Annotated in this window: 19 protein-coding genes and 7 pseudogenes; 13 read left to right on the top strand and 13 right to left on the bottom strand. The window is 59.8% G+C overall.

Annotated elements, in window-relative coordinates; all coding sequences use genetic code 11:
* The first annotated feature begins 138 nt into the window (after positions 1 to 138).
* Complete coding sequence (locus tag J4G43_RS45555) at positions 139 to 372, top strand: hypothetical protein (protein ID WP_208088740.1); 234 nt, start codon at positions 139 to 141, stop codon at positions 370 to 372.
* Positions 373 to 618: 246 nt separating this feature from the next.
* Positions 619 to 744, top strand: a complete 126-nt coding sequence (locus J4G43_RS55530) for a hypothetical protein (protein WP_018646717.1) — start codon at positions 619 to 621, stop codon at positions 742 to 744.
* A 34-nt stretch (positions 745 to 778) separates the two neighbouring features.
* Here the strand turns inward: J4G43_RS55530 and J4G43_RS45550 are convergent, their stop codons facing one another.
* The 4 genes and pseudogenes from J4G43_RS45550 to J4G43_RS45535 all read right to left on the bottom strand — a co-directional run.
* Positions 779 to 1,174, bottom strand: coding sequence for a hypothetical protein (locus tag J4G43_RS45550; RefSeq protein ID WP_208088739.1), 396 nt, complete (start codon positions 1,172 to 1,174; stop codon positions 779 to 781).
* 1,500 nt (positions 1,175 to 2,674) lie between these two features.
* On the bottom strand, positions 2,675 to 3,712 hold the full coding sequence (locus J4G43_RS45545; protein WP_208088737.1) for a nucleotidyl transferase AbiEii/AbiGii toxin family protein: 1,038 nt from the start codon (positions 3,710 to 3,712) through the stop codon (positions 2,675 to 2,677).
* A 3-nt stretch (positions 3,713 to 3,715) separates the two neighbouring features.
* The gene (locus tag J4G43_RS45540) at positions 3,716 to 3,991 is read right to left on the bottom strand and encodes a DUF6088 family protein (RefSeq protein WP_208088734.1); all 276 of its coding nucleotides are present in this window, start codon (positions 3,989 to 3,991) and stop codon (positions 3,716 to 3,718) included.
* Positions 3,988 to 4,275: pseudogene (locus tag J4G43_RS45535) on the bottom strand (TrbI/VirB10 family protein); the annotation flags it as partial. The pseudogene J4G43_RS45535 and the gene J4G43_RS45540, both read right to left, overlap by 4 nt.
* On the opposite strand from J4G43_RS45535, the pseudogene J4G43_RS45530 reads away from it, so the two are divergent.
* Positions 4,268 to 4,791 (top strand): annotated as a pseudogene (locus J4G43_RS45530) (3-methyl-2-oxobutanoate hydroxymethyltransferase); the annotation flags it as partial. The pseudogenes J4G43_RS45535 and J4G43_RS45530 overlap by 8 nt on opposite strands.
* Positions 4,745 to 5,610 (top strand): annotated as a pseudogene (gene panC / locus J4G43_RS55780) (pantoate--beta-alanine ligase). The pseudogenes J4G43_RS45530 and panC, both read left to right, overlap by 47 nt.
* Positions 5,611 to 5,801: 191 nt before the next feature.
* Here the strand turns inward: panC and J4G43_RS45520 are convergent.
* Positions 5,802 to 7,070 carry an IS256 family transposase gene (locus J4G43_RS45520; protein ID WP_038952271.1) on the bottom strand — a complete coding sequence of 423 codons (1,269 nt, stop codon included), beginning with the start codon at positions 7,068 to 7,070 and terminating at the stop codon, positions 5,802 to 5,804.
* Positions 7,071 to 7,528: 458 nt separating this feature from the next.
* Between J4G43_RS45520 and J4G43_RS45515 the strand changes: the two genes are divergently transcribed.
* Positions 7,529 to 10,645, top strand: a complete 3,117-nt coding sequence (locus tag J4G43_RS45515) for an efflux RND transporter permease subunit (protein WP_028153850.1) — start codon at positions 7,529 to 7,531, stop codon at positions 10,643 to 10,645.
* Between the two features lie 340 nt (positions 10,646 to 10,985).
* A protein-coding gene (locus J4G43_RS45510) for an IS5 family transposase (protein WP_110115998.1) occupies positions 10,986 to 11,746 on the top strand; the annotation gives its coding sequence in 2 pieces (ribosomal slippage) (positions 10,986 to 11,325 and positions 11,325 to 11,746; 762 coding nt in all).
* Positions 11,747 to 11,755: 9 nt separating this feature from the next.
* Here the strand turns inward: J4G43_RS45510 and fcl are convergent.
* Positions 11,756 to 12,763 (bottom strand): GDP-L-fucose synthase, encoded by a 1,008-nt coding sequence (gene fcl / locus J4G43_RS45505; protein WP_011084445.1) that lies wholly within the window; start codon positions 12,761 to 12,763, stop codon positions 11,756 to 11,758.
* Positions 12,735 to 13,820, bottom strand: coding sequence for a GDP-mannose 4,6-dehydratase (gene gmd, locus J4G43_RS45500; protein ID WP_208088733.1), 1,086 nt, complete (start codon positions 13,818 to 13,820; stop codon positions 12,735 to 12,737). The genes fcl and gmd overlap by 29 nt, the downstream gene beginning before the upstream one ends.
* Before the next feature lie 1,332 nt (positions 13,821 to 15,152).
* Here gmd and glmS point away from each other — a divergent pair.
* Positions 15,153 to 16,979 carry a glutamine--fructose-6-phosphate transaminase (isomerizing) gene (gene glmS, locus J4G43_RS45495; protein ID WP_011084447.1) on the top strand — a complete coding sequence of 609 codons (1,827 nt, stop codon included), beginning with the start codon at positions 15,153 to 15,155 and terminating at the stop codon, positions 16,977 to 16,979.
* Positions 16,980 to 17,298: 319 nt separating this feature from the next.
* On the opposite strand, the gene J4G43_RS45490 is transcribed toward glmS, so the two are convergent.
* Both J4G43_RS45490 and J4G43_RS45485 read right to left on the bottom strand, forming a co-directional pair.
* Positions 17,299 to 17,532 carry a cold-shock protein gene (locus tag J4G43_RS45490; RefSeq protein WP_018647867.1) on the bottom strand — a complete coding sequence of 78 codons (234 nt, stop codon included), beginning with the start codon at positions 17,530 to 17,532 and terminating at the stop codon, positions 17,299 to 17,301.
* 839 nt (positions 17,533 to 18,371) lie between these two features.
* Entirely contained in the window at positions 18,372 to 18,728 is a 357-nt protein-coding gene (locus J4G43_RS45485) for a hypothetical protein (RefSeq protein ID WP_028182256.1), read from the bottom strand.
* A 376-nt stretch (positions 18,729 to 19,104) separates the two neighbouring features.
* On the opposite strand from J4G43_RS45485, the gene J4G43_RS45480 reads away from it, so the two are divergent.
* Entirely contained in the window at positions 19,105 to 19,515 is a 411-nt protein-coding gene (locus tag J4G43_RS45480) for a tyrosine-type recombinase/integrase (RefSeq protein ID WP_028182255.1), read from the top strand.
* A 17-nt stretch (positions 19,516 to 19,532) separates the two neighbouring features.
* Here J4G43_RS45480 and J4G43_RS45475 read toward each other — a convergent pair whose 3' ends face one another.
* A complete protein-coding gene (locus tag J4G43_RS45475) occupies positions 19,533 to 19,850 on the bottom strand; it encodes a hypothetical protein (protein ID WP_011084451.1) in 318 nt (105 codons plus the stop codon).
* A 566-nt stretch (positions 19,851 to 20,416) separates the two neighbouring features.
* Here J4G43_RS45475 and J4G43_RS45470 point away from each other — a divergent pair.
* The 3 genes and pseudogenes from J4G43_RS45470 to J4G43_RS45460 all read left to right on the top strand — a co-directional run bounded on the left by J4G43_RS45470 (position 20,417) and on the right by J4G43_RS45460 (position 21,768).
* Positions 20,417 to 20,605, top strand: coding sequence for a type II toxin-antitoxin system RelE/ParE family toxin (locus J4G43_RS45470; protein ID WP_080584307.1), 189 nt, complete (start codon positions 20,417 to 20,419; stop codon positions 20,603 to 20,605).
* A gap of 51 nt (positions 20,606 to 20,656) precedes the next feature.
* A pseudogene (locus J4G43_RS45465) lies at positions 20,657 to 20,962 on the top strand (HigA family addiction module antitoxin).
* A gap of 593 nt (positions 20,963 to 21,555) precedes the next feature.
* Positions 21,556 to 21,768, top strand: a complete 213-nt coding sequence (locus J4G43_RS45460) for a hypothetical protein (RefSeq protein ID WP_225005521.1) — start codon at positions 21,556 to 21,558, stop codon at positions 21,766 to 21,768.
* 954 nt (positions 21,769 to 22,722) lie between these two features.
* Here the strand turns inward: J4G43_RS45460 and J4G43_RS45455 are convergent.
* A pseudogene (locus tag J4G43_RS45455) lies at positions 22,723 to 22,920 on the bottom strand (transposase); the annotation flags it as partial.
* Positions 22,921 to 23,425: 505 nt separating this feature from the next.
* On the opposite strand from J4G43_RS45455, the gene J4G43_RS45450 reads away from it, so the two are divergent.
* A complete protein-coding gene (locus J4G43_RS45450; RefSeq protein ID WP_026312792.1) occupies positions 23,426 to 23,914 on the top strand; it encodes a hypothetical protein in 489 nt (162 codons plus the stop codon).
* 85 nt (positions 23,915 to 23,999) lie between these two features.
* Positions 24,000 to 24,562: pseudogene (tnpC, locus tag J4G43_RS45445) on the top strand (IS66 family transposase); the annotation flags it as partial.
* A gap of 93 nt (positions 24,563 to 24,655) precedes the next feature.
* On the opposite strand, the gene istB reads toward tnpC, so the two are convergent.
* Together istB and istA are read right to left on the bottom strand one after the other, a co-directional pair.
* Entirely contained in the window at positions 24,656 to 25,372 is a 717-nt protein-coding gene (gene istB / locus J4G43_RS45440) for an IS21-like element helper ATPase IstB (protein ID WP_208088731.1), read from the bottom strand.
* Between the two features lie 8 nt (positions 25,373 to 25,380).
* Positions 25,381 to 26,757: pseudogene (gene istA, locus J4G43_RS45435) on the bottom strand (IS21-like element ISFK1 family transposase); the annotation flags it as partial.
* Positions 26,758 to 26,785: the final 28 nt, after the last annotated feature.

Genomic DNA, 26,785 nt, shown 5'->3' with positions numbered 1-26,785 from the left:
ATCGGATGCCACGGGGCGCGACAACACAGCCGGGCCCAAGCTGATTGAGCAGAAAGACGGCGGATCACAACCATCAAACGCTGCTAAGCGTCTTGGTTGCAATGTTAGAGTGCCTCGCCGACCGGCTGGGGGAACAACGTGGTCAAGGCAATTCGTAATACCGTAATGGCACTTACTTTCGTCGGCGTCGCCGGCAGCAACATGTTTTGGAATTTCATGAATGATTATATCGCCTGCGGCCTTGCGCTAGCGGCTTCAGTCACCGCTGGCTTTTGCGTTGAGCGGGTCTTCATCGAGCGGTCCCGTCGCGAGATGATCCGCCTCCATGGTGCGGACTGGCATTCGGCAGACGACCGACAGCCCGGCGCATGAACGCCACTCCTCGCACGCTCGTCATCTTCATCTTTCGATTCTTCGCATTCGATCCGAGGGGGCTGCCCTGATGACCAAGCCGGCCCATCCATTCCGGATTGCTCGCATCGAGCGCCTGGTGGAGCTGCTCGAGGCAGACTACAGAATGGCAGTTGATCCGAATACCAGTGAGAGCAACACGAAATCGGAGGCGTCCGATCCGGAGGTGCTTGATTGCCAAGCGCTACCCGGTCCTGATCCAGGAGGATGCGAGCAGGCGCCTTCGTTGCGAGCGAACCCTACGGCATGGAGGTCTCGACCAAGGCGGTCGGCACGCCCGAGGAAGCGATAACGATCTGGAACGGCGACCGCCACAAGCTGACCCCGACGTAATCGAGGTACGCAATGACCAAGGGGCCGCGCTTGGCTACAGCTGGTTTGTGCAGCAGCGCCAGGAGTTGATTCGGAAGCCTTGCCCGTGTTCGGCTTCATCAACCGCGAGCACATCGAGCACAAATTCAACATCTCGACGCCGCGGGGCTCGAGCGACGTCCAGTTGTTTCAGCGGCGGCGTTCGGGCGTGATATGTTTCAGCGCTTCCGCCAAGCGCTAACAGCCGGTGATCGAGATTGCCTCCGGCATCGAGCCGGTGCAGCTGAGAAGGAGAGACGACCGTCAAGGCGCCGCGTTCGTCGAGACAGTTGGCCGTCAGGTCGATGTGGACCGACTGCAAGTGGTCCTTGGTCTTGGGCATGAGGACCAGGCGGTATTGTTCAACGGTGATAAGCGCTTCCTCCTTGGGCCACGTGACCTGGTTGTCCACGCCAGCGTCGCCGCACCCATGGGCGGCGGGCGTGCGGCGTTCAAGTGCGGTAATGCAAGGGAATAATCCACGTTACGCCGACAGGAGGCGAGAATGCGCAATAGCTTCCACTATCCCCACGACGGTTCAGTGGAGCGCGCTTAATCTTCTGCCCTCCGTTGCACGCGCACCGGTACTCGCTTTGCGGACGCGTGCTCTCTACTCGCAGATCAGTGCGGAAGCTATCGTTACACTGGCTTGTGCGAAAGCCGTGGCACGCGCCAGTGCCAACCGCCGCAGCGTTCGTCATAGTTGAGCAGGCCGGCGGCGACATTGCAGCCGACGAGCGGCGGCAAGCTCACGCCGGGACAGTGAGTTGTCAAACCATCGGAGATTCCGTCGCATCGCTCGCAAACCTTGAAGCTGAAATCCCGGCTGAAATAATGCCCGGGGAAACTTACTACCTTTCCCATATCTCTACGCAACCTCATCGTTGACATCATTGAATTGCGATTGCGTCGGATCGCCCAGATCTGCGAGAGCGAGAAGGCTTAGGTCGCCTGGCACAAGCCGCAGCTCATGCCGCAAGCTTCAACGCGGGGCCTGGCTTCGTGCGCTTAACGCAGTTGTCTGTTAGTCGGCCCGCTCCACCATTCTTTGATTCGAGAATGGGCCGTGCGGACGTTCCCGCACGGCCAAGTCAGGGAGGAACGCCCCACAGGGCGACCGAATGGAGCATCGGGATGAGTAGATCGTTCACTCACCGAGAACTCCAAACTTGCGCAACGCCGCCTAATCACGCAAGCCAACGGCTCGAATACGCGTTTCTTCGCGCTGGTTGTCGGCGATTTTCGCGCGTGACTCGCATGTTTTGTGCGCAAATGACGCTTCAGCCGCAGCTGCTGCGTCAGCCACTCGACCCGAACCGTCGTGGCCACGTTACGAAGGTGTTTTTTCGCTCGATGGCGGTGACAACAACAGTGGGATCGAATTCGCGCGGTCCGTTGTGCTCTTGCGCAGAGTTCAGGATTGCGAAACCAATCCATATTAGGCGGCGGTTTGTCATATCAAGAGCGTCCGCAGCTCGCTTCTCCAACGGTGGCAATTCCCGTTCGTTGTCACTACTTGATCCGCGCTCGATTTGAGCCGGCTAGCATTCAGCTAACCGCTCAGGCATACAATTCCGGGAAACGGCTCATAATAGGTCGAAGCCTCGTGCTGAGGGCGGCTCAGCCGTGGAACCGGTTCACAGTAGCGGACGCTGATCCTAGGCGTTCTGCCAAGGAGCGGAGGGCTGCGCGCGTTGGTCGCAAACGCAAAGGCTGTTTCGAGATCGCTTTCGGTTGTCCAACACCGCGACAGTAGCCCTTGCGCGCGCAGGCCGCCGAGTGAATTCCTGCAGCTACTGCACGGTCGCCGCGATGCCGATGCTCAAGGTGGCCAGTGGCGATGCCGAGGTGGCTCTATGTCGAACGCGGCATCGCGCCACCTGCCTGACGGGCGGCAGCGGATGCCGGCGCCCTAGCTGCCGTTGATCCGCTTCTCCAGCTGGGCGATCCGGTCCAGGATTTCGTCGAAGGTTGGCGGCGGATCGTCGAACATCATCGGCGCCATCTTGCGATAGTCGGCACGCAGATCCGCGACGCGATCGGGGTGGGGCGAAAGCCGGAGAGTGCCGACGCGGGCGGTATCATAGCTCGCCCAGGCCGCGCGGAAGAAGACCGACTTGTGGTCGGCGACCTGCTTCAGCAGATCGCCGTCCTTCATTGCTCCATTGCCCTCGTCCGTGTCCGCGAGCGTCGCAAGGTCGTAGTAGTGGCGCGAGAAGTACGGCGGCGTCGTCGACTGCGGTTCGCGATGGTGCTCGGCATGAAGTGCCGTCGCCTTCTCCCAGAAGGTGCGCCGCAGCGCCAGGACGTCCACCATGCATGCGGGGTCGGCGAAGAGGTCGGGAAACTCCTGCGCGGCGTAGGATTCGATTTGCCGCTTTTCGGTGGGCCAGGGATCGCCACGCGCTCCGAACTCTAGCTTCACCCTGCGGTTCATGTACGCGAAGCCGGCGTAGTCACCGGCGGACAGGCTCGACGGGTACTCGAAGATCAGGTTCTGAGGATGGCCGGGCTCGATCGTCAGGCTCCATCCGGCCTGATCGGCCGGATCCAGCTCGCCGGCGATGGCCGCGGTCAAGCTTGGCAACACTACCTCTGCAAGGTGCTTCTCGACGTCTGCAACCAGATCTTCGATCAGCCGGTCGGCCTTCTTTCTTGAAGGAGCCTCTTCCGGATTTCGTGCGCCCTCATAACCGAGATCGGCGCGATCGAACGACAGGTCGATATCCTCCGAGAACCGGCGGATCGCGCCGTACGCTTTTGACAGCGACGTTCCGCCTTTGAAGACGAGACCGGGCGAGTCTTCGCCCTGGATGCCGAAGAGACGCTTCAGCGTCCAGCAGACCCAGAAGTCCTTTTCGATGATCGCGTTCGCTAGGCCGCGGGCCGCGCCCGCTTCGTTGAAAAGGGCGGCGCGGTCCGCAGCCGGCGTCTTGGCGATCGTGTCCACGGTTCAGGCGGCCGTCCGCTGCACGATCTGGTCAAGCGCGGGCCGCATCCAGGCGGGAGCCTGCTTGATCCCGCTCGCCAGCGCGCGCCGGTCGGAATCCTTCATGCGCGCGGCTGCGGCGGCAACCACGGCCGCAGTCGAGTCGGGCCCGAGATGGCGCAGCGCCTGGACGACGTTGCCGGCCATGCTGCCCGGCGCGATCAGATGCTTGGGCGAGGCGTGGCGGATGTCGACGGTCCGCTTGCCGAGCACGACCCGGCGCGACGGTCCGTCGGTCAACGTACCGTCAGCGTGGGCTGGATATTGAGACCGCGCCGAACTACCTGCTGTCCAGTTTGGTTTAGAGAGTCCGAGGCGCCGTGACGCAACGCCTGGATAATTGCGCTGTCGTTGCTGTTAGTGTCCGAGCCGGCACCCAGTTCCGTTCCGACGGCCAGAAACGTCGATAGTGCCGCAGCCTTGAAGAGTTCGCCCCAGTGATTGTCCACCTGGTCTTCTAGGCCTGCATAGCCAGCGGTGTCAGCGCCAGGCTGCCGCTCGAGAACTATAGACCGAGAGGGCGGTGGCAAAAGAATCGAGATGGTGCGTGCCATTGTCGATTGCGAGATTCCCGTGATGGGTCATCTCGGTCTTATTCCGCAGAGCGTTAATGTCATGGGCGGCTTCAAAGTGCAGGGCCGCAAAGTGGATGAAGCGCTGCGTTTGCTCGATGATGCTCATCGTCTGCAGGAGGCCAGCTGTTTCGCTTTGGTATTGGAGGGCACTCCGGCTGAGCTTACTGCTCGAGTAAGCGATTCCTTGACAATACCGACGATCGGAATCGGCTCGGGCCCAGACTGTTCAGAGCAGGTGCTCTGTTTCATGACGTGCTGGGCCAAACCGAAGGTCATCGCCCCAAATTCGTTCCCGCCTATACGGAAGGCTTTCAGCAGTTCCATGATGCGCTTTCGCGCGGGGCAGCGGATGTCCGCCGTGGCGCGTTCCCCGGCCCGCAAGAGTCCTATCGGCTTCCCGAAGGCGTTGGGGAGGCAATTGCCAACTGGGCGCCATCCACCTCAAATTATCACGAGCGTCGCTGAACTTCGCCGCACTCTCGCAAAATCCCGCAGTGCCAATCAAAGGGCCGGATTGTGCCGACGGTGGGCTATCTCCACGATGGCCACCTGGCGCTGATCGCAGCGAGCCAAGCAAAATGCGATGTGACCGTCGTCAGCATCTTCGTTAACCCCACTCAGTTCGGAGCAAATGAAGATCTCAGCACCTATCTGCGCGACTTCTTGCGCGATGAAGAACTGTGCCGGGATCTGGTGTTGCGATCCTCTTCGCGCCCGATGCACAGGAAGTCTATCCGAGCAATTTCGAAACCTTTGTTGGACCTGGCGACCTCGCGAAACCTCTATGCGGCGCTTTCAGGCCCGGACATTTTCGCGGTGTGGCGACTGTCGTCTGCAAGTTGTTCAACATGGTGCAGCCCCACGTCGCTTTTTTGGCCAGAAGGATGTTCAGCAATGCGTAGTCGTGCGTCGCATGGTGGTTGATCTCAATGTCCCGATCGAGATCGTCACCGTACCGACGGTTCGTGAAAAGGATGGGCCCGCCATGAGTAGTCGCAATCGCTATCTCAGCTAGGAAGCGCGCAGCAGGCCCTTGCAATCAACCAGGGGCTGCCCGCGGCGCTCGATGATTTTCGGTCTGGAGAGTGCAACGTACAAAAGCTGATTGCGGCTGCCAAGGCATTTGGAGGCGGTTGACACATTGCAGTATCTTGACTTATCGACGGTGACACGCCCAAAACCGCCGATAGTCCACTGCGACTCCCCGCGGCGCTATGTACGGCCGCCTACGTTGGCTCAACGCGTCGGATCGACAAAGTGGTATTGGCGTTGCCAACTCGGTAGCGCAAGGCGTGGACAAGCCAGAGCGCAGCTTATTGAGCTGACAGAAACGCTCAAAGCACTGTTCCGAGAGGCATATCGAACTGGCAGCAGAGGGCAAGCCCCGAGACGGCTTTGTTCGGCGAGTTAGCGAAGCGATAGCGGGCGCGCACTGAATATGCGAGCTATGGCTGATTTTGGGTGACGCGGCCTGATCAGGCGGCGTGGCTTTCAGTGTTCGGAATGACTTCGATTCCGTCGATGAACTTTACACCGGCGATGACTTTCGGCAACTGGTTCGTGCTCTTCAATCGCCGCCAGGTCTTCGATGCGGCGTCGATGAGCTTGAACACCATCAGCTTCGCAGTTTGTTGCGACAGCGATCCCTTGGTCCGCACCGTTCGGTGGCGCACCGTGGCGAAGACGCTCTCGATCGGGTTCGAGCTGCGTAGGTGGATCCAGTGCTCAGCAGGGAAGTCGAAGAAGGCGAGCAGCGCATGGCGATCCTTGATCAGGCACTCCACCGCACGTCCGTATTTGACGTGGTATTTCTCGACGAAGACGTCGATCGCGGTTTCAGCTTCGGCCCGGTGTGGGGCCAGATAGATGTTCCGCAGGTCGTTCTTCATGGGGCCCTGCACGGATTTGGCGACCTTGTCGAGTACGTTGCTCACTTTATGGCACCAGCATCGTTGGTGCCGCGTGCCGGGAAAGGCCTCGTCCAGTGCCTTCCAGAAGCCGAGGGCGCCGTCGCCGATGGCGAGTTGCGGGGCAATCCGTAACCCGCGTTGCCGCAGGTCGATCAGGAGTTCGCGCCAGCTCTGCGCGCTCTCGCGCACGCCGACCTGGAAGCCGATCAGCTCCTTCTTGCCTTCCGGCGTGGTGCCAATCAGCACCAGCATGCATTCGCTGTGATCTTCCATGCGGGCCTGCAGGTACACGCCATCGGCCCAGATGTAGACATAGCGACGCGCCGACAGATCGCGTCTCTGCCAGCGTTCGTACTCGACCTGCCAATCGGCCTTCAGGCCGGCGATCACCGAAGGCGACAGGTTCGGCGCATCCTTGCCGAGCAGCGCCGAGAGCGCCTCCTGGAAGTCGCCGGTCGAGATGCCGCGCAAATAGAGGACCGGGATCAAGGCATCCAGGCTCTTCGTCCGCCGCGCCCATAGCGGCAGGATTGCCGAACTGAAGCGGAGGCGGTCGCCTGGCCCGCTCGCTCCGCGGTCGCGGACCTTGGGACGAGCGACCTCCACCGGACCGATGCCGGTCGCAATCTCGCGCACCGGACCGTGCCCATGTCGGACCAGGCGCGCTCGACCGTCGGGCAGCGTCAGATTGGCCGTGCTGGCCAGAAACGCGCCAACCTCGATCTCGATCGCCCTGGCAAGCAGGTCCCGCGCGCCGGCACGAACGATATCGGTCAGTGGATCATCAACCGCGGACGGCTGACGGAAAGCAAGAACATTGGTAGTCTCGGTCATGGCGTATCGCTCTCCTCGAGAGGTTCTGGCAGGCTCGTCACCCGCCTCGATACGCCGCCTTCCTCACACCGTCATCACCCAGATTCCGCCATAGCTCTGAATATGCGGGGCTAAGAATTTGTGTTTAGCAACTCCGCAAGTCTTGCGACGGTGATCAGCGGCGAACTCGATAAACCTTGGTATAGTGCTTTGCAGCCGATGCTATATCACTCACTTACCTTTGTAGAGTTGAGTACCGGTCAGGTCGTTTGTAATTCCGATGTCGAAGTGCGAAGCCTGAACTAATGCCCGGCTAGAAGTCGTTGCGTTCTAATCAACTATTCTTGTCGGGCCTTTCGCCGATAAACGCAAAAAGGGCACGAGCTCTACAGCGGGGGCTCTAGCACAGTCGCCGCATTGCTGACCATTGCCTTAAAGTTGGTGGCAGATTTACATCCCAATCCCGAATACGAGTTGACATGACATTTACCGCGCTTTTCATCAAACGTCCGGTATTGTCAATCGTCGTGAGTTTCCTGATCTTGCTGATCGGCTTGCGCGCCGCGGTCCTACTGCCGATCCGGCAATATCCGAAGCTAACCAATACGGTCATCAATATCACGACTGCCTATCCTGGCGCCTCGGCCGACATGATCCAGGGGTTCATCACCACTCCCCTGGAGCAAGCAGTCGCGTCCGCCGAAGGCGTCGACTACATCAGTTCCTCGTCTATGCTTGGTGTCTCGACTATTCAAGTTTACATCAAGCTGAACTTCAATCCAAACGAAGCGCTCACGGAGGTGCTCTCCAAGGTCAACTCAGTCAAATACCTGATCCCGAAGGAATCAAACGATCCAGTCGTCACGAAGTCGAGCGGTCAGACGAATGCTGTCATGTATATCGCTTTCTCCAGCGATGAGCTAGCGGCCAGTGCGATCACCGACTACCTCACGCGCGTCGTGCAACCGGTTATCTCAACCGTCGACGGCGTTTCAGCGGCTGACATCCTAGGCGGCCAGAGTTTTGCGATGCGGCTATGGCTAGACCCTGCGAAAATGGCTGGGCATGGCATATCGCCGGCTGAAGTTTCGGCTGCAATCGCAGCTAACAACTTCCAGGCTGCGGCAGGCCAGACCAAGGGCTATTTCACTATCTCCGATGTCACAGCAAATACGGATTTGCGGAGTGTTGACGATTTCAAGCGTATGATTGTCAAGGCGAATGACGGTGGCTTTGTGCGCATGGAAGACATTGCGGTAGTCGAACTTGCCGCGCAGATGACGGACACTACCGTCACGATGAACGGCGACCACGCGGTCTTTGTCGGCGTGCAAGCGAGCCCGGAAGGCAATCCGCTAAACATAGTGCGAGGCGTTCGGGCGCTGTTTCCTGAAATGGAGCGTAACCTGCCGCCGCCGCTGAAGATGAAAGTGGCCTACGACTCATCCAAGTTTATTCAATCATCGATCGACGAAGTGAAGAAGACGCTCATTGAGGCCGTCGTGGTTGTGGTCGTCGTGATCTTTCTTTTCCTGGCCTCGCTGCGGTCCGTCATCATTCCTGTGGTTACTATTCCGTTGTCTCTCGTTGGTGTCTGCAGCATGATGCTGGCGCTGGGGTTCTCATTCAACCTCCTGACGCTCCTTGCGATGGTTCTCGCGATCGGCCTCGTGGTCGACGACGCAATCGTGGTGGTGGAGAATATTCATCGCCATTTAGAAGAAGGAGCGGCTCCGCTACAGGCTGCTACAAGGGGCGCGCGCGAGATCGTCGGTCCGGTTATCTCCATGACGATTACCTTGGCTGCGGTATATGCCCCGATCGGATTCCTTGGCGGCCTCACCGGTGGCCTGTTCCGCGAATTCGCGTTCACGCTGGCAGGAGCGGTGATCGTGTCCGGTGTGGTCGCTTTGACGCTGTCGCCCATGATGTGCTCTCTCTTCCTGAGGCGCGCCAAGGGGGGACGATTTGCAAGGCTTGTGAACCGCGGGTTCAGTGCCGTAACACGATGGTACGGCCGCAAGCTCGACCGTTCGCTCGACTATCGCCCAATTACCGGCCTATTTGCGCTGACCATGTTGGGACTTGTCGGCTTTCTCTATATGCATATTTCCAAGGAACTAGCGCCGGAGGAGGATCAAGGTATCATATTCGCGCTAACTAAGGCGCCGAAATACGCCAATATCGACTACCTCGACTATTATGGCACCAAGCTTGAAAGCGCGTTGAAAAAAGTTCCAGAGACTGACTTGAGCTTCGTGTTCAATGGCATTGGCGGCCAGCAGAGTGGCATGGCCGGCATGTTGCTCAAGCCTTGGGACGAACGCAAGCGATCATCGATTGTACTAAAGTCGCTTGTTCAGGCCGAGCTATCCAAAATCGAAGGCATCAACGCGTTTGCCTTTAGCTTGCCTCCGCTGCCGGGCGGTTCTGGTGGCCTACCAGTCCAGATGGTGATCAATTCGACTCTTGGCTTTCAATCCATCCACGAGCAGATGTCAAAGTTGAAGGATGCCGCGCAGAAGAGCGGCCTCTTCATGGTGAGCGACTCCGACCTCGAGTTCAACCAGCCGGTGGTACGAATCAAGGTTGATCGATCGAAGGCTAACGAGCTTGGCATCACCATGCAGATCGTCGGTAACGCGCTCGCCACCTTACTTGGGGGAAATTACGTCAACCGCTTCAATCTGCAGGGCCGCTCCTACGAGGTGATCCCGCAGGTGCCGCGAGAGGAACGGCTAGTGCCGCAATCAATCGGAAGCTATTATGTGAAGACTGCGACGGGATCGATGCTTCCGCTGTCTACCGTAGTCTCCACCGAGACTGCGACCGATCCGAATGCGCTCACCCACTACAACCAGCTCAACTGCGCGACCTTTCAGGCCGTGCCGATGCCCGGCGTCACGATCGAACAGGCCGTGGATTTCCTAGAAGCCGAGGCGAAGAAACTGCCCCCAGGCTTCAGTTACGACTTCCTGGCCGACGCCCGCCAGTACGTGCACGAGGGTAATCAATTGGCGATTACCTTTGCATTTGCCCTCATCATCATATTCTTAGTGCTTTCGGCGCAGTTCGAAAGTCTGCGCGATCCGCTCATCATCATGATCAGCGTGCCGATGGCAATGGTCGGCGCCTTGATTCCGCCGTTCCTCGGCTGGGCGACCATGAACATCTACACCCAGGTTGGACTGTTGACACTGGTCGGGTTGATTTCAAAGCACGGCATCCTAATGGTTGAGTTCGCCAATGAGCTGCAGTTCAAGGAGAGATTTGACCGTCGCTCGGCTATAGAGATGGCGGCGCGTGTCCGACTGCGCCCAATCTTGATGACCACGGCGGCAATGGTCACGGGCTTCATACCCTTGTTGACGGCAACGGGAGCTGGCGCCGCGAGCCGGTTCTCGATCGGACTCGTTCTCGCCGCTGGCATGTCTGCGGGCACGCTGATCACGCTATTCGTGCTCCCGGCGGTCTATGTCGCGATCGCGTCCGATCACCGTGGTAATGGGGGTGTCGTCCGCGCGAACCTCGCCGAGCGCGACTTCACCAGCGCTGCTGATGCCGAGGTAACAAAGCATGACCATCAAATCATCTAGGTTTGCTAGTGTGACGCGCGAAGGAGCTTAGGACCACTTCACGGTTCTTTACACATCGAGAACTTCGCGTGCTTGGTGCCAAACTGGGCGCATCTTTTCGGCGGTTAACAGTCGGAGATCCGCTGCTGCCGCCCCAGGTTAAAGCGGCGCCGGGTATTCACGGAGACCTGACGCCCAAGCTCGACCAAAGGAGAATCGGTGCTCTCTTGATCAAAAAGGAGGGCTGACAGATCATCGCAAGGCTCAGCCCCTTCGGAACATTGCTCGATATGATCTAGGGTCTGTACCTAAATAGCGCCACGTGATTCTCTTGCCTACGTGTTGATTCGGGGGCGAGAGAATGCGCGCTGGTTTGTTTTGGCTGAACGACAGGCAATGGGCGCGTATCGAACCGCATCTGCCGAGGGGACTGACGGGGCCGGATCGGGACGACGACCGACGCATCGTCAGCGGCATCATTCACATGCTGCAATCGGGTGCACGATGGCGTGATTGTCCACGTGAATACGGCCCTTACACGACGATCTACAATCGCTTCAATCGCTGGGCCAAGCGAGGACGATGGTGCGCAATCTTCGAAGCGCTGGCCAAGCCTGGCGAAGACGGCGTCGTACTGTCGCTCGACTCGACCTCGATTAAAGCTCACCGGTGTGCCTCCGGCGGAAAAGGGGGGAGCACAATCAAGCAATCGGCCGCTCGCGCGGAGGCCGCACGACAAAAATCCATGCGCTGAGCGATCCGCTCTGCCGGCCGGTCGTCCTGCATCTGACTCCAGGCCAGGATGCCGATATCGCTGCGGCTCCCGATGTCCTGGCGCTCGCGCCACCCATGAGCGTGCTCCTCGCCGACAAAGGGTATGATGGCGACAAGCTTCGCGGCGAAATCATTCGTCGTGGCGCCAAGCCCGTAATCCCCAATAAATCTAACCGTGTCGTCATCCATCGCTTCAACAAACGCGCCTACAAAGGACGAAATGTCATCGAACGCTGCTTTTGCAGGCTCAAGGACTTCCGGCGCATCGCCACGCGATATGACAAGCTCGCCCGTAATTTTTTGGCCGCTGTTCATCTCGCCGCTCTCGTCGCATATTGGCTCAATTGAGTCTGGACCCTAGCCGGTGATGCAGGCTGCCTTGTCGAGAACGAGCAGATCACTCTGGAGCCGTCCGTCTCTCTCAGCGCAAAACACCCGGTATGCCAGCTGAATGCCTTCCGTGAGCGAGGTGGTGGCTCGCCAGCCGAGTCTGGACAGCCGACTAACATCCAGCAGCTTGCGCGGCGTTCCGTCCGGGCGCGACGTATCCAAGCTGATTTCACCGCGAAAGCCGACGGCGGCCGCGACCATCAGTGCTAAATCGGCGATGGTGATGTCCTCGCCGGTGCCGATATTGACCGGTTCCGGCGACGAATAGGTCTTCATCAGGTGCACGCAGGCATCCGCCATGTCGTCGACATAGAGGAACTCGCGCCGGGGCGTGCCGGTGCCCCACACGATGACGCGCTTCGCTCCCGAAACCTTCGCCTCGTGGAAGCGGCGGATCAGCGCGGCGACGACGTGGCTCAGCTCGGGGTGATAATTGTCGCCGGGGCCGTACAGATTGGTCGGCATCACGCTGATGAAGTCGCTGCCATACTGGCTGCGATAGGCCTCCGCCATCTTGATGCCGGCGATCTTGGCGATCGCATAGGGCTCGTTGGTCGGCTCCAGCGGACCGGTGAGCACGGAATCCTCGCGCAGCGGCTGCGGCGCCAGCTTCGGATAGATGCAGGACGAGCCCAGAAACATTAGCTTCTCGGCGCCGTTCTGATGCGCGGCCTGGATCACGTTCGCCGCAATCGCGATGTTGTCGTAGATGAACTCGGCGCGCAGCGTGTTGTTGGCGACGATGCCGCCGACCTTGGCCGCGGCGAGGAAGATCACTTGCGGCCGCGTCCTGGCGAACCAGTCGAACACGGCGGCCTGGTTGCAGAGATCGACCTCGCGCCGGTCGACCGTGACGAGCCGCACCTCCTCCCGTGCCAGCCGGCGCACCAGCGCGGCTCCGACCATGCCGCGATGGCCGGCGACGTAGACGCTCTTGCCCCTCAGCTCAAACGGTGCGTTTGCCACTGGCCGCATCCCGTTTTGTCTCCGCCAGATCGCTCGTCATCATCTCCTCGACGAGCTGGGCAAAGCTGCGCTTCGGCGTCCAGCCGAGCACCTCGCGCGCCTTGCTGGCGTCACCGACGAGGAGATCGACCTCGGTCGGACGGAAATAGGTCGGATCGATCTTCACCACGGTCTTGCCGCTCGTCTCATCGACGCCGGTCTCCTCGACGCCCTTGCCGCGCCAGGCGATGCGGCGGCCGACATGGGCAAAGGACAGCTCGACCATCTCGCGCACCGAGCGCATCTCGCCGGTGGCGAGCACGAAGTCGTCGGGTTTGTCGGCCTGCAGGATCTTGTGCATGCCCTCGACATAGTCCCTGGCATGGCCCCAGTCGCGCTTGGCTTCGAGATTGCCGAGATAGAGCGTCTGTTCCAGCCCGACCTCGATACGCGCGACGCCGCGGGTGATCTTGCGGGTCACAAAGGTCTCGCCGCGGATCGGGCTCTCATGGTTGAACAGGATGCCGTTCGACGCGAACATGCCGTAGGCTTCGCGGTAGTTCACCGTGATCCAGTAGCCGTAGAGCTTGGCAACGCCGTAGGGCGAGCGCGGATAGAACGGCGTCGTCTCCTTCTGCGGGATCTCCTGCACCAGGCCGTAGAGCTCGGAGGTCGAGGCCTGGTAGAACCGCGTCTCCTTCTCCATGCCGAGGATGCGGATCGCTTCCAACAGGCGCAGCACGCCGATGGCGTCGGCATTGGCGGTGTATTCCGGGCTCTCGAAGCTGACGGCGACGTGGCTTTGAGCTGCGAGATTGTAGATCTCGGTCGGCCGGATCTGCTGCACCAGGCGGATCAGATTGGTCGAATCCGTCATGTCGCCATAGTGCATCAGGAACGGAACGTTGCCGACATGCGGGTCCTGATAGAGGTGATCGACGCGCGCGGTGTTGAACGAGGACGAGCGCCGCTTGATGCCGTGCACGACATAGCCGAGCGACAGCAAATATTCGGCGAGATAGGCGCCGTCCTGACCGGTCACGCCGGTGATGAGAGCGACACGCCCCTTTGAGTTGCGAACCGTCATGGTCTTCCTTAGTTGCACCGGAAAGAGCTGCACTCTGAGAAATCATTGCGAAGCCGCTTCTCGAAAAGATCGATATGCGGATGCGCGCTCCATCGCAATTAAAGGATACGCTCGGCAAGCCAAGTCATACACCGGACTCAGGAAAACACACCATATACATTGATTTAGGTGGACTGAATGATGCCGGCGCATGAGCTTCAAAGATGAAAGTCGAGCGAACCCTCGCAACGGCGACGATCCCAAGCAGGCGGGATGGATGGTAGGCCCTGTTAGACGCGCTCGGGGGCGCTTTGCCTCCTCGCGATATTTCTGGGGTCCTTATCTTTCCACGCGCGCAGGTATGTTTTCCGTTTGGTCCCTCATGGCGCGGAAGAGTGACGTGGTGAGACTTCCGACTAGAAGACGCAGCCTTCGCGGCTCATAATCAGCGCCGCTTTGCTAATTGCGGGTAGGCAATGGACGGCCTGATGCAAAACAGAATGAGAAAGAAAGGCAAACGTTGGTATAGACTTTGTAACGTTTCGATATCGAAATCTTACGTTCGTACAATGGAGCTTTGATGCCAGTCCTCTAACTTGACCGGGCATAAGTTGCCTCTGTCCAATCATGAAAAGTCTCTTAAACCCTCATCGCAAGTGTGTTTCCAGCAAGTCGGGAGCAGCTGCGCAAAGAGATGAGCAGGGACTATGCGGAACGTGGGCAGATCTCATCTTTCTGTCTGAAATGGAGCGAAGCCCAGACGAAGCGTCACTCGCCCGGGAGAATGATTAGTGAGACGCGAGGACTCAGTTGTTGCCATATTGACCGTGCCCGGCAAGCTGGCATCGCTTCTCGCTTCTTCTGAGAACACAAACTGCGTCCTGAAATGGCTCCTCGGTGAGAGTGAGCCAAGCAAGATAACCTGCTTCACCGTAGGATAATTGGCTTTCCGTTCTGTTCGAATGCCCTCAATCTATGGAGCGAGACTATTTGATACATCTTGGCAGCGGCTTGTTGCGCCGGCGACAGTTAGTGAGGCCGTCGAGCGAGCCTGTTTGGGCGGACTTGGATGCGCCGTGCAGGCGCACTAGCGCATCTGATTCTGCTTCAGGCAGTCACGCCAATGGCGATGGCATCGCAGTGTTTCTTCGATCGGCCAGCCAAAAGCGGAATCTAGCTGGGCGAAGCGATGATGGCCGGGAGATCTAAATGAGGCCAGAGAATGCGGCGGTGATAAAGGCGCCCGCTGAAAATCCCGAACCTAAACCTGTTACCTTTGGGCAAACGAAGTTTGCGACGGTGCTCCTGTTGGAGGAACGTCAGACTTCTTGAAGCTGGGCTGCATGGATTGATATGTGTGGAATTGTTGGCATTTTGGGCCGTGGTCCGGTCGTTGATAAGTTGGTCGCGTCGCTCAGGCGATTGGAATATCGTGGCTACGATTCCGCGGGCCTCGCAACTCTCGAAGGAGTCCGGATCGAGCGCCGCCGCGCCGAAGGTAAGCTGAGGAACCTTGAGGAGCAGCTGCGCTATTGTCCGCCGTCGGGGCATGCTGGCATCGGTCACACCCGCTGGGCGACTCATGGAAAGCCGACCGAAAGCAATGCTCATCCGCATGCGACGGAGAATGTCGCGGTCGTTCATAACGGGATCATTGAGAATTTCCGCGAGCTGCGAGCCGAGTTGGAGCGGAATGGAGCCGGCTTTAACTCGGAGACGGACACCGAGGTAGTGGCGCATCTCGTCGATTCCTATCTCAAGAATGGCTACTCGCCGCAGGATGCGGTACAGGCGTCACTGCCGCGACTGCGTGGTGCCTTCGCGTTGGCATTCCTTTTCAAAGCGAACGACGATCTTTTGATCGGTGCTTGCAAGGGCTCGCCGCTCGCGATCGGACATGGTCGCGGCGAAGTGTATCTAGGCTCGGACGCAATTGCGCTCGCACCTTTGACCGACACCGTCACCTACCTTGAAGACGGCGACTGGGCCGTGCTTACGCGCGCAACGTGCGTGATTTATGGTGCAGACGGCTCTATCGTCCAGCGGGAAACATCAAAATCTGGCGTATCAGCGCTCCTTGTGGACAAAGCGAATTACCGCCACTTCATGGCCAAAGAAATTCACGAGCAGCCGACAGTGGCCGGCAAGACATTGGCGCATTATCTCGATGTTGCGGCCAAACGCGTCGCCCTGCCGCTCGCGTTGCCCTTCGACTTTAATTGCATTCAGCGCATTTCAATTACTGCGTGCGGCACGGCTAGCTACGCTGGGCACATCGCCAAATACTGGTTCGAGAGGCTCGCGCGTTTGCCTTGCGACGTCGATGTAGCCTCTGAATTCCGCTACAGGGAGGCGCCTTTGCGCCGAGGCGATCTCGCAATAGTCATCTCGCAATCGGGCGAAACCGCTGACACATTAGCTGCCTTGCGATACGCCAAGGGCAAGGGCTTGCATACGATATCTGTGGTTAATGTACCGACGTCGACGATTGCGCGCGAGAGCGAATCCGTTTTGCCTACCCTGGCAGGGCCAGAAATCGGCGTCGCTTCCACCAAGGCATTTATCTGCCAGCTGATGGTATTGGGGGTGCTTGCCGTCAGAGCAGCTAAGGAGCGGGGTAAGCTGTCTGAAATCGATGAATCGCAGCTCGTGCGCGAGCTCATTGAGGTGCCGCGATTGATTGCTGCGGCCCTGTTGGTCGAGCCCCAGATTGAGAAGCTCGCGCGTTATATCGCCGGCGCGAGGACAGTACTCTATCTCGGTCGTGGCACATCGGCCCCCTTGGCCTTGGAGGGCGCGCTCAAGTTGAAGGAAATTTCCTATATCCACTCAGAGGGCTACGCCGCCGGCGAGCTCAAGCACGGCCCGATCGCACTGATCGATGAGGCTGTGCCTGTGGTGGTGATCGCGCCTTACGACGAGGTCTTCGAGAAGACCGTCTCTAACATGCAAGAGGTGGCCGCTCGGGGCGGCAAGATCATCCTGATCACCGATGCGAAGGGGGCGTCTGAAGCGATGGTAGACACGCTCCTGACCATCGTGCTGCCGGCAATGGTCGCAAGCTTTACGCCGCTGGTCTATGCCATTCCGGTCCAGCTCTTGGCTTACCATACCGCGGTCGCAAGGGGGGCGGACGTGGATCAGCCGCGTAATCTTGCAAAATCGGTCACGGTGGAATGAGGCTGGAGTGTTAGTATCAAAGCATTGAGGTCTCGGCCTCGAGCCATTCGGCGCGGGTTTGGTGGCCTAGGTTCTGCGGGGACGGAATCCGACAAGTTCCCAATCCGGGTCGCTCGTAGCTGTCGTGCGGTTTTGGTGAACTTAGCTGATGCTGCCATCAGCCTCGTATAGCAGAATCGACTAGCCTAGGGGCGATCCGGGATGTTGCACGACTGGGACGGCGTTCATCACGCCCGTCCACAGCCCTGTTGCCCTGGTCGCCATCGACCGGAACAGGTGGTCGTCATCGATCGGAAATGGTGGTCGCCATCAATCGGATTCACTGGTCGCCATGCCCCGGAGCGCGCAGCCTGACTTCGACGGCTCTGTACTTCGAGCGCTGTTTATTGAAACGAATACCGAAAGTCACGCGCGTGCCGGACACCAGATCAGCCCCTGCGCAGCCGCGAAGGTCCGATATGTGCACGAACAAATCCTTGCCGTCGCCATAGTCAGGCCGAATGAACCCCCAGCCCTTTTCAACGCTGTACGACACTACTGTTCCGGTGCGCATGTTTGTTCCACGGTCTTGCGGCTCGATATCGCCGCCTACTACTCCGGAGCTGCGGGTGCACTTTCCGTTCCTAACTCGGCGGCGACGAGCGCGAGCGAAGATGAGCGCCACCACTTGAACATCCTGACTCACCTCGCCTCACAGCAAACCGGCGGGGCGGACCAGGCGCTAGAAGCGACGAGCCCGCCCCTAACATTACCGCATCTGGAGACTCGGTGATGCTGCCCAGGACCAAGCAAGGGTCGTGCCGAATCGAGAATCGGAGATTCTGCAGGCGCTTCGTGGCGGGCTACAGGGTCAAGGTGTTCGCTTTGGTCTGAAAACTGATGGCCGACGGGGGCACTGTCCGTCCCAGTTGGTCCCGCCGAACTTCGGACTGCAGGCTCACGCTCGCGCCGCCAAATTGCCCCGACAACGTGCTGCCCATCACGGCCCAGCGCATTCTCTTGCACGCCCGGCCTGTACGCGATGGCGGCATTCATCCGACCTGCTAAGCACACAGAAATTTCGCTGGCGTATTGAACAGCAGGCAAGCGGGCCTTTTAATCGATCGTCTCCCTTCGGACGCGCACCCGTTCTCCAACACGCCGTGCGCGATTGAGGCTCGAAAACTACGCAATCACGAGCTCGACCATCTCCATCTCAGAATCACTGAGCCTCACGAGGAGGAGCATTCGCATGGGTAGTCGAGCAAGTAGCGAAGCTGGACTGGGGTGATTGTCAGGCTTGCCAAAGGTGCGTTCACCTCGGAGGTAATAGAGCGCCATCGACCCTATTTCACGCTTGGCGAATTGCTCAGCTAGCCGCAGATGACGGCCCGCTCTAAATGATCTTATCTCTCAGCCTTTGCTGAACGATTTCGACCAGAACTGCTCCGCGAAATCCAGATGGCACTTCATCACGTCCGAGGGAGTTTTGGAATTGGCAAGATTCTTCAGAAGATTGACCTGAGCGTGCAGAGAGGAAGCAGCCAGCTTTGACCCGTCCTTCAACGCCGCAGCGAACAGGTCTGTTGTCTCTTCGAGGGATTTTTTCCATTCCGGAGACGCAAATGAATGGCTTGATGCAGCCCTCGCTGATTCTCCAACATCGTGCGTGGTGCCTCCCGCTTCAGAGGCTGAAGCCTGGGCGGCCCGTTCGGGCTCTGGATGGGTCTTCCGTTCGCGTTTCTCGTATTCGGGACTTCTCGCGGTCATTCAACGTCTCTCCGTCTAAACAGGATCGCAGCTCGCTGCGTGGTCTAGATCCGACCAAGAGCTTCGGAAAGTACCACAACCGGCAACATGTCGAACCTATCTCATTTGGTAGCACTTGCTCATCGGGATTGCTTAAGCGGATATCCGCACCATTTGCGGGGTATGCGAACGACCGCGAGATTTGACTGAGAATTTCCTGCACGGCATGAAGAAAGTTGGTGGCAAGGAAGTCGAGAAGGACCGCGTTCTAACACTCGACGAACTGAAGCCTTCTTTGCGATCCTCAACGATGAGGAAGCGGGCATCACGGATGGAACGCGCTTGGCGCTGAAAGTCCGTATTGCTGACAGCCCAGCGCCGGGGCGAAGTCGCGAGCATGATGCGTTCCGAGCTTCACGGCCTACACGGGGAAAAGCCCCACTGGATCATTCCCGCTGTACGGACGAAGAACAAGAAAGCGGAGCACACAGTCCCGCTCTTCCCGACTGCCGTCAAGTTGATCGAGGCGGCCTTGGAGATCGGCAAGCCAGAGAAGGGAGAGGACCAAGGCAACAGACCCGTCGTTGCCAGTCGCTTCGAAAGCGTTGGGGTGCTTGCGAGCCACTGTATGAGCCAGGCTGTGCGGCGCTTGTTGGAAGACAAAGAGCTGGTAGCCTTTACGCCCCATGACCTCAGGCGTACAGCCGCGACCATCGTTCATGCGTCTATGCGCGATGGCATATGTTCGAAGAGAAGCGAGAAGCGATTCCAGCGGATTGAAAAGCATTTAATCACAATCACCGGTTAGCAAACTTCTGCGACACTTCAGCTCCCCTCTCGTCTGTATCGAGCCAGTGCTGTCCGCTCCTCTGCGCTAATGCCCATGAATGTTACGCCGTTGTACCCGCCGTTTGAAAGGGCAGATCGCACGTCATCCGTCGAAGCGCCGATATCGTAAGCGATGTTAGCGAACATATATTGCTGGGTGTCGCTCTCATTGTTCGCGATCTGGGTATTAAGGTGATTGGCGGCGCGATGCGCAACCGCGTTATAAACCCGCTTTTTTTGCGCTGCAACTTTCGGTTCACGCCACTGTAGTATCTGAGTTTTGGTTTGACGGGGAACCGAATCATGATCAGGCACCAAACACGCCAGCGCCCACGAGACGCCCTCTAGAAGAGCGCGTATGCGTGCAGCGATCTTGCCTGCCTCCTTCGGCCCAGGTTGAGTTTCACGCTATCGAGTATGCCCAACACTGCCTGAGCCTCCTCGGCATCAAACGTCGCGACTTGGCGATCTGCCGGGCTCAAAGACTGATCGGCGGCCCGGGCCTGATTGGCTGCAAGCACCTCAAGCGCTTGCGACCGCAGGGCTGTGATCTGCCGAAGATTTCGAGTGTTGATTGTCACCGCCCATTCGGACCCACAGTAGATAGCTGCACGTGACTCGGCGCTTTGACGTGAACCGAGGAAGCGCTGTCCCTACCACTCACCGCTAACTTCACCATGGTCAGCCCAAGCAGCGGAAGAAGCTAACCGGGATGCATATTCGGCGAACGCCCCTATCACAACTACCAGGATTGGTCGTAGCCAGCGCTTGGCGATCAGTTGTGATCTTAGGCAGTATGGCCGCGCCACTAGCGGCGAACCGGCTTTGCGTCGACAAGAGAATGCACAAGCGCATCGCGCTCTCATCCTGATTGTCGCGCTATAGGAGTTCGTCTCGATACGCTCAACGAAGCCGTCAACAGTTCCGAACTGAAGCTGACAGGCAACGATTTCCACAAGCTGGCCGGAAAGTCCGTGCGCTACACGATTCACATCAATGGCCCGTGGTGCATCACATTCGAGTTTGAAGGAGGCGATGCATTCAAGGTTGACTTTGAACAGTACCACTGAACGCAGAATACCGAATAAGCCATGAGGGCTCCGACATGCTGGAGAGCATCAATGGCAGAGCAGAAGGCTAAGCGCGATCCTAACCGCTGCCCGTCTCATCCGGGCGCCGTCCTTGATGAAATTCTACAGTACATCAGGAAGTCTAAGACCGAGATTGCAGAAGCGCTGGGATTCCAGGCAGCATCTGCACGACATCCTCGCGGAGAAGAAGCCGGTCAGTCCGAACGTGGCCGCCCGGATTGGAAAGCCGGTCGGCAACGGCCCGGCCATCTAGCTTCGTTTGCAGGCAGCCCCCGATGCGTGGCACGCCGACGCGAAGTTGATGTCAGCGAGATCAAGATGCTGGAACCGGCTTAGGGCGACGAGTCCGGGTGCGGGGTCGCCCAAACGGTGTCGCAAGCGATGGTAGCCAGCCCGTCCTCGAAGACAGGGGCTGGCCACCTTTACGCCCGAGAGGTTCAAATTCCCCAAGGTGCTACCATTGTATGGTGGAGAAGAACTGGAGAGCACCTACCAGTACCGGTGGGGTGCCGCGCCCCGCGTGCATGTCATATTGAAGCGCTCGGCCCGCAACTGTTCGAGCTGGCTCCGCTCATAGGAGTAACCGCCGTGCCTAGGACCGATGTGGGGGCGGCAATCCAAGCATTCACGGACTACGCCCGTAGGCCAAGCCATACCCCGGCAGAAAGACACCTACGGGCCACAGCGAACTGAAGAGCAGCTGGCCGCTCGGCGATTCCGGGTTGAAGTTATCTGCTCAAAAATGGACGCGGTGGCGGAGTGCCCTCTTTCGACCTTAGCCGAATTCGAGGCGCTCAGACGCGAGATGGGAAAAGATTTTCCCCCAACGCCACCCGCTTTACTCAACCATGTAGTGGACGCATTTTTACGTTGTGGGTCCTACCCGCGCGGCCGGATGACCGACCCTTAATCGTGCACGGAGCCAAATGATGCTTGGCACGTTCTCGCTGCACAAGATCGACCACGCTATACGCGACCTAGAACAGAAAGTCGCCCACGGCGCGGAAATCAGCCGCGAGGAGCTTGCGAGCGGACTGCGGATTACGAAGCATCTTCGAGATGAACTCGAAGTGGCGCTCAAGGTGATCGATGGCCTAAAGGATCATACCGGTCCCGGGTCGACAGGCCGCTCAAGGTGGTAGCCGCGACCTAAACAGCGGGAACGTTAGCGGCCACGTGGCTCGGCGCCCGCTTGGAGAAAAAGCGCTCTCCCTACCACGCGCCAGCCTCAAACAGCGGAAGAAGCTGACGGTGGGATACATTCATCGCAAAAAGCCGTGGCACAACTACCAGAACCGGGGTTGCAGCCTCGCGGGGCTCGGGGATCAGCCTCAGATCGCAGGCAGTGCGGGTGAGACTCGGCGCCGTTCGGTTGCGCCGGAGCGGACGCTGTCCCTGCCCCGCCCGCACTGCCGATAGTTAGCGGTCACGTGACTCGGCGCTCAAGTAACCCCCACGCATGAACAGGGGAAGCGCTGTCCCTGCCACGCGCCGCTAACCCCCACACGGCCAGCCTCAAAGCAGCGGAAGAAGCTGACCGGGAGGTCATCGCTCGCAGAACGAGCGTAACTTACAGAACCGGGAATGGCCCGTGATTTAGAAGCAGTGGGCGCGACACGGTGCCGACCGACCAGGGGGGCTGAGTTGAAGCACCTGCCGCATCCGCACTGCTGGTGAGTTTAGCGGAAGGTGACACTCCACCCCACTGCTCTGGAAACCACAGCAATGTCCGTGCCACCCCCGCTAAACCCAACAACCAATTATTGGGACTAGCTTACTGAAAGCTGACGAGACTGCGCGCCCATTCACAAAACGAAAAGCGGCCCACGGGGCCGCTTGCCGTGGAGACAATAAAGACGTTCAGGCCGCAGACGAAAGGCGTTCGGCTCGCTTACGATCAGCGGCAGCCGCACCACGACGACGGCCCGGATCGGCAGTTCTGTGCGTCAAGTTCAGCAAAATCGATTATGGGATCCGGCCGAGCCATCCCCTCGGAGCCGCCGTCGCTCGCTTGCGCAAAAGCGTAGCCCTGGCGAGCGACGGCGGCGGAGAGGGGGGCGTGCATCCCCTTGGTGGGCCTGAGCATCGTCAGGCCGCCGGCGTAGCGCCTCCTTGTGCTCCTTCGGCAGATCCATGTTTAGATGGCGATGGTCCTCGAGCCAGGCCTCATGGCGCTCGACGGTCAGCGCCCGTACCAGCCTTAAACAGCTCTCGGCATTGGGGAGGATTCGCACGACATAGGTTCGCCGCCTGATCTCCTCGTTGAGGCGATCGAGCAAATTGGTGAGATGTCTCGGTGCCAACGTTCCCGCTGCGGTGTTCTACATCGTGGAGTATGGTGCGACCATCGGGACAGCGGCACCGGGAGCACGAAGTGCGGGCAGGCCGATGTTATTCCAGAGCCGAGAGCTCGAGTTAGTAGCTGGCGGCCGCCTCCGTGATGGGCTCGAGTATCCCGAGGTCACGCGGGTCGAACTCGATCGAGCGGCGCCCCCTCCACCGGCGTATCGGCGCGGCCCGCGCCCATCTGCGCCATGTGCATCGCGATTCTCCGCGCGCGCTCACCTGCTGCGGACCTCACCATCGAGATCGAGCTCGGAGGGGGATGGCATCCGCTGCGAGACTCATGCCCAGGGCACGGCCGTCGAGAGGTGTCCGGGGCTGGAGAACATCTGCATTCTGCAGCGCGTCGTCGGTCATAAGGTCACCTGCAGGCGGTACGATCGCGCGAACGATGTTCTTGTCGATATCGCCCCTCCAGCCTGGAGGTCGGGAGTAATGAGATGGGGAAGTAATGACATGGATTGGCGCCGCGACCTCATGCTGTGGCACCCGCGTCTGTTCCTCACGACGGCCGAGGAGCCTAGTCGCTCGTTCGGCTACCCGCACTGCGAGCGAGGGTGGCAGGATATCCTGGTCCGGCTCTGTCGCAGGATCGAAGTCGCGCTCCGCGACGGCGAGACCTTCGAATTCGTCCGCATCAAGCAGAAGATGGGCATCCTGCTCGTCGACTGGGACACCGAAGCCTCGAAGTCCACCGAGTCCGCGATCGGCCATGCAGTTGACCTGGCCGTCGCCCGCTCCGCCTGCACCTGCGAGATTTGCGGCGCGGAAGGCCGGCTGCATGCCAACAAAGGGTGGCTCGAAACCCGCTGCGCAGAGCACGCGGCCGGCGATCCAGTGCCGCCCCACTTGGGGCAGGGCTTCGACAACGTCCGCCGGCTGCGCCGCCGGCGAGGCCAGGCCAGCGTTTACTACGCGCTTACGACCGCGACGCCGACACTTTGACCGAGGTGCCGCCGCCCTCGCCGCAGCAGGAGCGCTAAGATGGCCAGATTTCGCTGTAGCGCCTAGGACCAGCAAGGCGAGTTCACCTAGCCGCGCCGGCGAATGCGCCGTCCGGCATCTCAATGGCTATCGCGGCATCCTCCAAGTGGATGGCTACGCCGCCTATAACAAGCTCGCGCGATCCGATCGCGGCGATGATGGCATCACGTCGGCCGGCTGCTGGTCACACAGCCGGCGCAAGTTCTATGAGCTGCATGTTGCAGGGAGCTCGGAAGTGGCAACGGCGACGCTCGAGCGGATGGCGAAGCTCTGGCAGGTCGAGAAGACCGTGCGCGGTCAAAGCCCCGACGCCCGCGTTGCCGCGCGCCAGCAAGCCTCCGCGGCTGTCGTCGCAGATCTCTTCGATCTCTGGCAGCAGACCTTGCGGCGGATCTCCGGCAAATCAAACTGGCCGAGGCGATCCGCTATGCTGTCTCGCGCCGTGCCATCTTCGAACGCTTCCTGCTCGACGGCCGCATCGAGCTCGACTCCAACATCGTCGAGCGCGCCATCAGACCGCAGACAATTACAAGAAAGAATAGCCTGTTCGCGGGCAGCGACGGCGGCGGACGAACCTGGGCGACCATCGCAACACTGCTGCAGACTGCGGATTTCACGGATCGTGAGCATCGATTTCGCGCGATCGTGAGCACTGAATTCAGACGATCGTGAGCAGCCCGCTACGGCCGATGGGAGATAGAGTCAGTGTTCTGGTTGGCCGTCAAGGGTGATGGTTTTGGCGCTGCGTTTTCGCATGCTTTCTCCGGTGAGCTGGAGGCGGTGGGCGTTGTGGACGAGGCGATCGAGAATGGCGTCGGCGACCGTGGGGTCCCCAATGGCTCCATGCCAGGTGTCCACGGGGAGCTGACTTGTGACGATGGTGGATGCGCGGCCATGGCGGTCCTCGAGGATTTCGAGCAGATCGCGGCGTTCCGCGGCGGTGAGCACCGATAGTCCCCAATCATCCAAAATCAGAAGCTGAGCGCGGCCGAGGCTTTTGAGGAGCCGAGCGTAACGTCCGTCTCCGCGCGCGAGCGCGAGCGCGAGCGCCTCGAACAGCCTTGGAACGCGATGATAGAGGACTGATCGGTTGTCGCGGCAGGCCTTGTGGCCGAGCGCGCAGGCTAACCAACTTTTGCCCAGGCCGGTTGCCCCGGTGACGAGCAAATTCTCGTGGCGATCGATCCAGCGACCTTCGACGAGTTTGGCGAAAACGGCGCGGTCGATGCCCCGCGGGGTGCGCAGATCGACGTCCTCGACGCAAGCAGTCTGGCGCAGTGCGGCGATCTTGAGGCGCGTGGTGAGCCGCCTGGTGTCGCGTTCGGCGGCTTCGCGGTCGACCAACAGGCCGATGCGATCTTCGAACGGCAGGGCTTCGAGATCGGGCGATCGGCGCTGCTCCTCGAAGGCCTTGGCCATTCCGGTCAGTCGGCGCCGTAGCTTTTGACGAGCGCCAGAATGCCAAGGCAGGTTCGAAAGCCTTGTTCTGGATGGGGCCGGGCGTCGATCACGGCCTGGAAAAACGCTGCTGTCGAAGGACCGATCCGCTCGCCGGCGGCGATCACCGCGGCGGGGGTCCATTTGCCGTAGCGGCGATGGGCGCTGGGCATGTGGTCGGCGATGGTGGTGTGTCCGCGTCGGTTGGGCGCGCGGGCATGGCTGGCGATCCGCTGGCCCTTGTGGAAGATCTCGACCGTCCGATCGTCGATACGGGCATCGACCAGCTCGCCAATCAGACGATACGGCGCGGAGTACCAATGGCCGTCGACCTCGACATGATAATCGGGAGCGAGGCGGCAGCGCTTCCAGCGTGCGAAGGCATAAGGCTGATCTGGCAGCGGGGTTAGCTTGGGTTTGTCGAGTTCGGCAAACAGTTCGGCGCGGCTTGAGCCGAAGCCACGCATTTGACGAGCATTGAGTTCGTCGACGAGTGTCTTGATGGCGGCGTTGAGCTCGGCCCGGGAAAAGAAGCGCTGATTGCGCAGCCGGGCCAGAATCCAGCGCTGGGCGATTTGCACCGCGACCTCGACCTTCGCCTTGTCTTTTGGGCGCCGCGGCCGTGCGGCGAGAATGGCCGTGCCGTAATGGCTCGCCATCTCGGCATAAGTGCGATTGAGGCCGGGATCGTAGCGGTCGGGGTTGCTGACGGCGGCTTTGAGGTTGTCGCAGACCACGAACGTCGGCGTTCCGCTCAAAAACGTGAACAAGTTGACGTGGGCCCGGATCCAGTCGGCCAAGCTCTCGCTGGGGCAGGCCTCGGCGTAGGTGTAGTTCGAAGCGCCCATCGCCGCGACGAACAGCTTCATCGGCTGCACTTCCCCGGTCAGCGGATCGACGATGTCGATGGTGTCGCCGGCGAAATCCACGAACACCTTCTCGCCGCCCAGATGAATCTGCCGCATCGAAGGTCGGACCCGCCCCTTCCAGGCCTCGTAGGTAGTGCAGAACCACGTGTACCCGAAACCGTCGGGATTAACGGCGCGATACTCCTCCCAGAGCAGGCGACGGGTTACGTTGCGCCGGCGGAGCTCTTTATCGATGTAGCTCCAGTCGGGCACCGGCCGCTGCGGGCTCTGAGACGCTGGTCGTGGGGCCGGGAAAAGCAAAAGCTCCAGGTCTTCATCGGTCATTCCCTCCGGAAGCGGCCAGCTCAACCCAGCAGAGCGGGCGCGGCTCAGGTAGCTGTGCACAACGCCGTTGCTGACGCCCACGCTCCGCGCGATGGCCCGCTCTGGCAGGCCTTGAAAATGTTTTAACCGAAGGACTTCCTTGATCCGGCGCATCGACAATCTCTGGGTAGGCATTGGACTTCCTCGTTAACCACGAGGTCAT

The organism is Bradyrhizobium barranii subsp. barranii (assembly GCF_017565645.3).
Taxonomy (GTDB): Bacteria; Pseudomonadota; Alphaproteobacteria; order Rhizobiales; family Xanthobacteraceae; genus Bradyrhizobium; species Bradyrhizobium barranii.
The sequence above is the reverse complement of the archived record's forward strand: the minus strand, read 5'-3'. Positions and strand labels throughout refer to the sequence as shown.

Excerpts from the sequence above, each read along its gene's own strand:
- J4G43_RS55530 (WP_018646717.1), top strand. The coding sequence starts at position 619 with ATGCGAGCAGGCGCCTTCGTTGCGAGCGAACCCTACGGCATGGAGGTC.
- J4G43_RS45520 (WP_038952271.1), bottom strand. The coding sequence starts at position 7,070 with ATGACCGAGACTACCAATGTTCTTGCTTTCCGTCAGCCGTCCGCGGTT.
- J4G43_RS45515 (WP_028153850.1), top strand. The coding sequence starts at position 7,529 with ATGACATTTACCGCGCTTTTCATCAAACGTCCGGTATTGTCAATCGTC.
- fcl (WP_011084445.1), bottom strand. The coding sequence starts at position 12,763 with ATGCGGCCAGTGGCAAACGCACCGTTTGAGCTGAGGGGCAAGAGCGTC.
- gmd (WP_208088733.1), bottom strand. The coding sequence starts at position 13,820 with ATGACGGTTCGCAACTCAAAGGGGCGTGTCGCTCTCATCACCGGCGTG.
- glmS (WP_011084447.1), top strand. The coding sequence starts at position 15,153 with ATGTGTGGAATTGTTGGCATTTTGGGCCGTGGTCCGGTCGTTGATAAG.
- J4G43_RS45490 (WP_018647867.1), bottom strand. The coding sequence starts at position 17,532 with ATGCGCACCGGAACAGTAGTGTCGTACAGCGTTGAAAAGGGCTGGGGG.
- J4G43_RS45485 (WP_028182256.1), bottom strand. The coding sequence starts at position 18,728 with ATGACCGCGAGAAGTCCCGAATACGAGAAACGCGAACGGAAGACCCAT.
- J4G43_RS45480 (WP_028182255.1), top strand. The coding sequence starts at position 19,105 with ATGATGCGTTCCGAGCTTCACGGCCTACACGGGGAAAAGCCCCACTGG.
- J4G43_RS45460 (WP_225005521.1), top strand. The coding sequence starts at position 21,556 with ATGCTTGGCACGTTCTCGCTGCACAAGATCGACCACGCTATACGCGAC.
- J4G43_RS45450 (WP_026312792.1), top strand. The coding sequence starts at position 23,426 with ATGGATTGGCGCCGCGACCTCATGCTGTGGCACCCGCGTCTGTTCCTC.
- istB (WP_208088731.1), bottom strand. The coding sequence starts at position 25,372 with ATGGCCAAGGCCTTCGAGGAGCAGCGCCGATCGCCCGATCTCGAAGCC.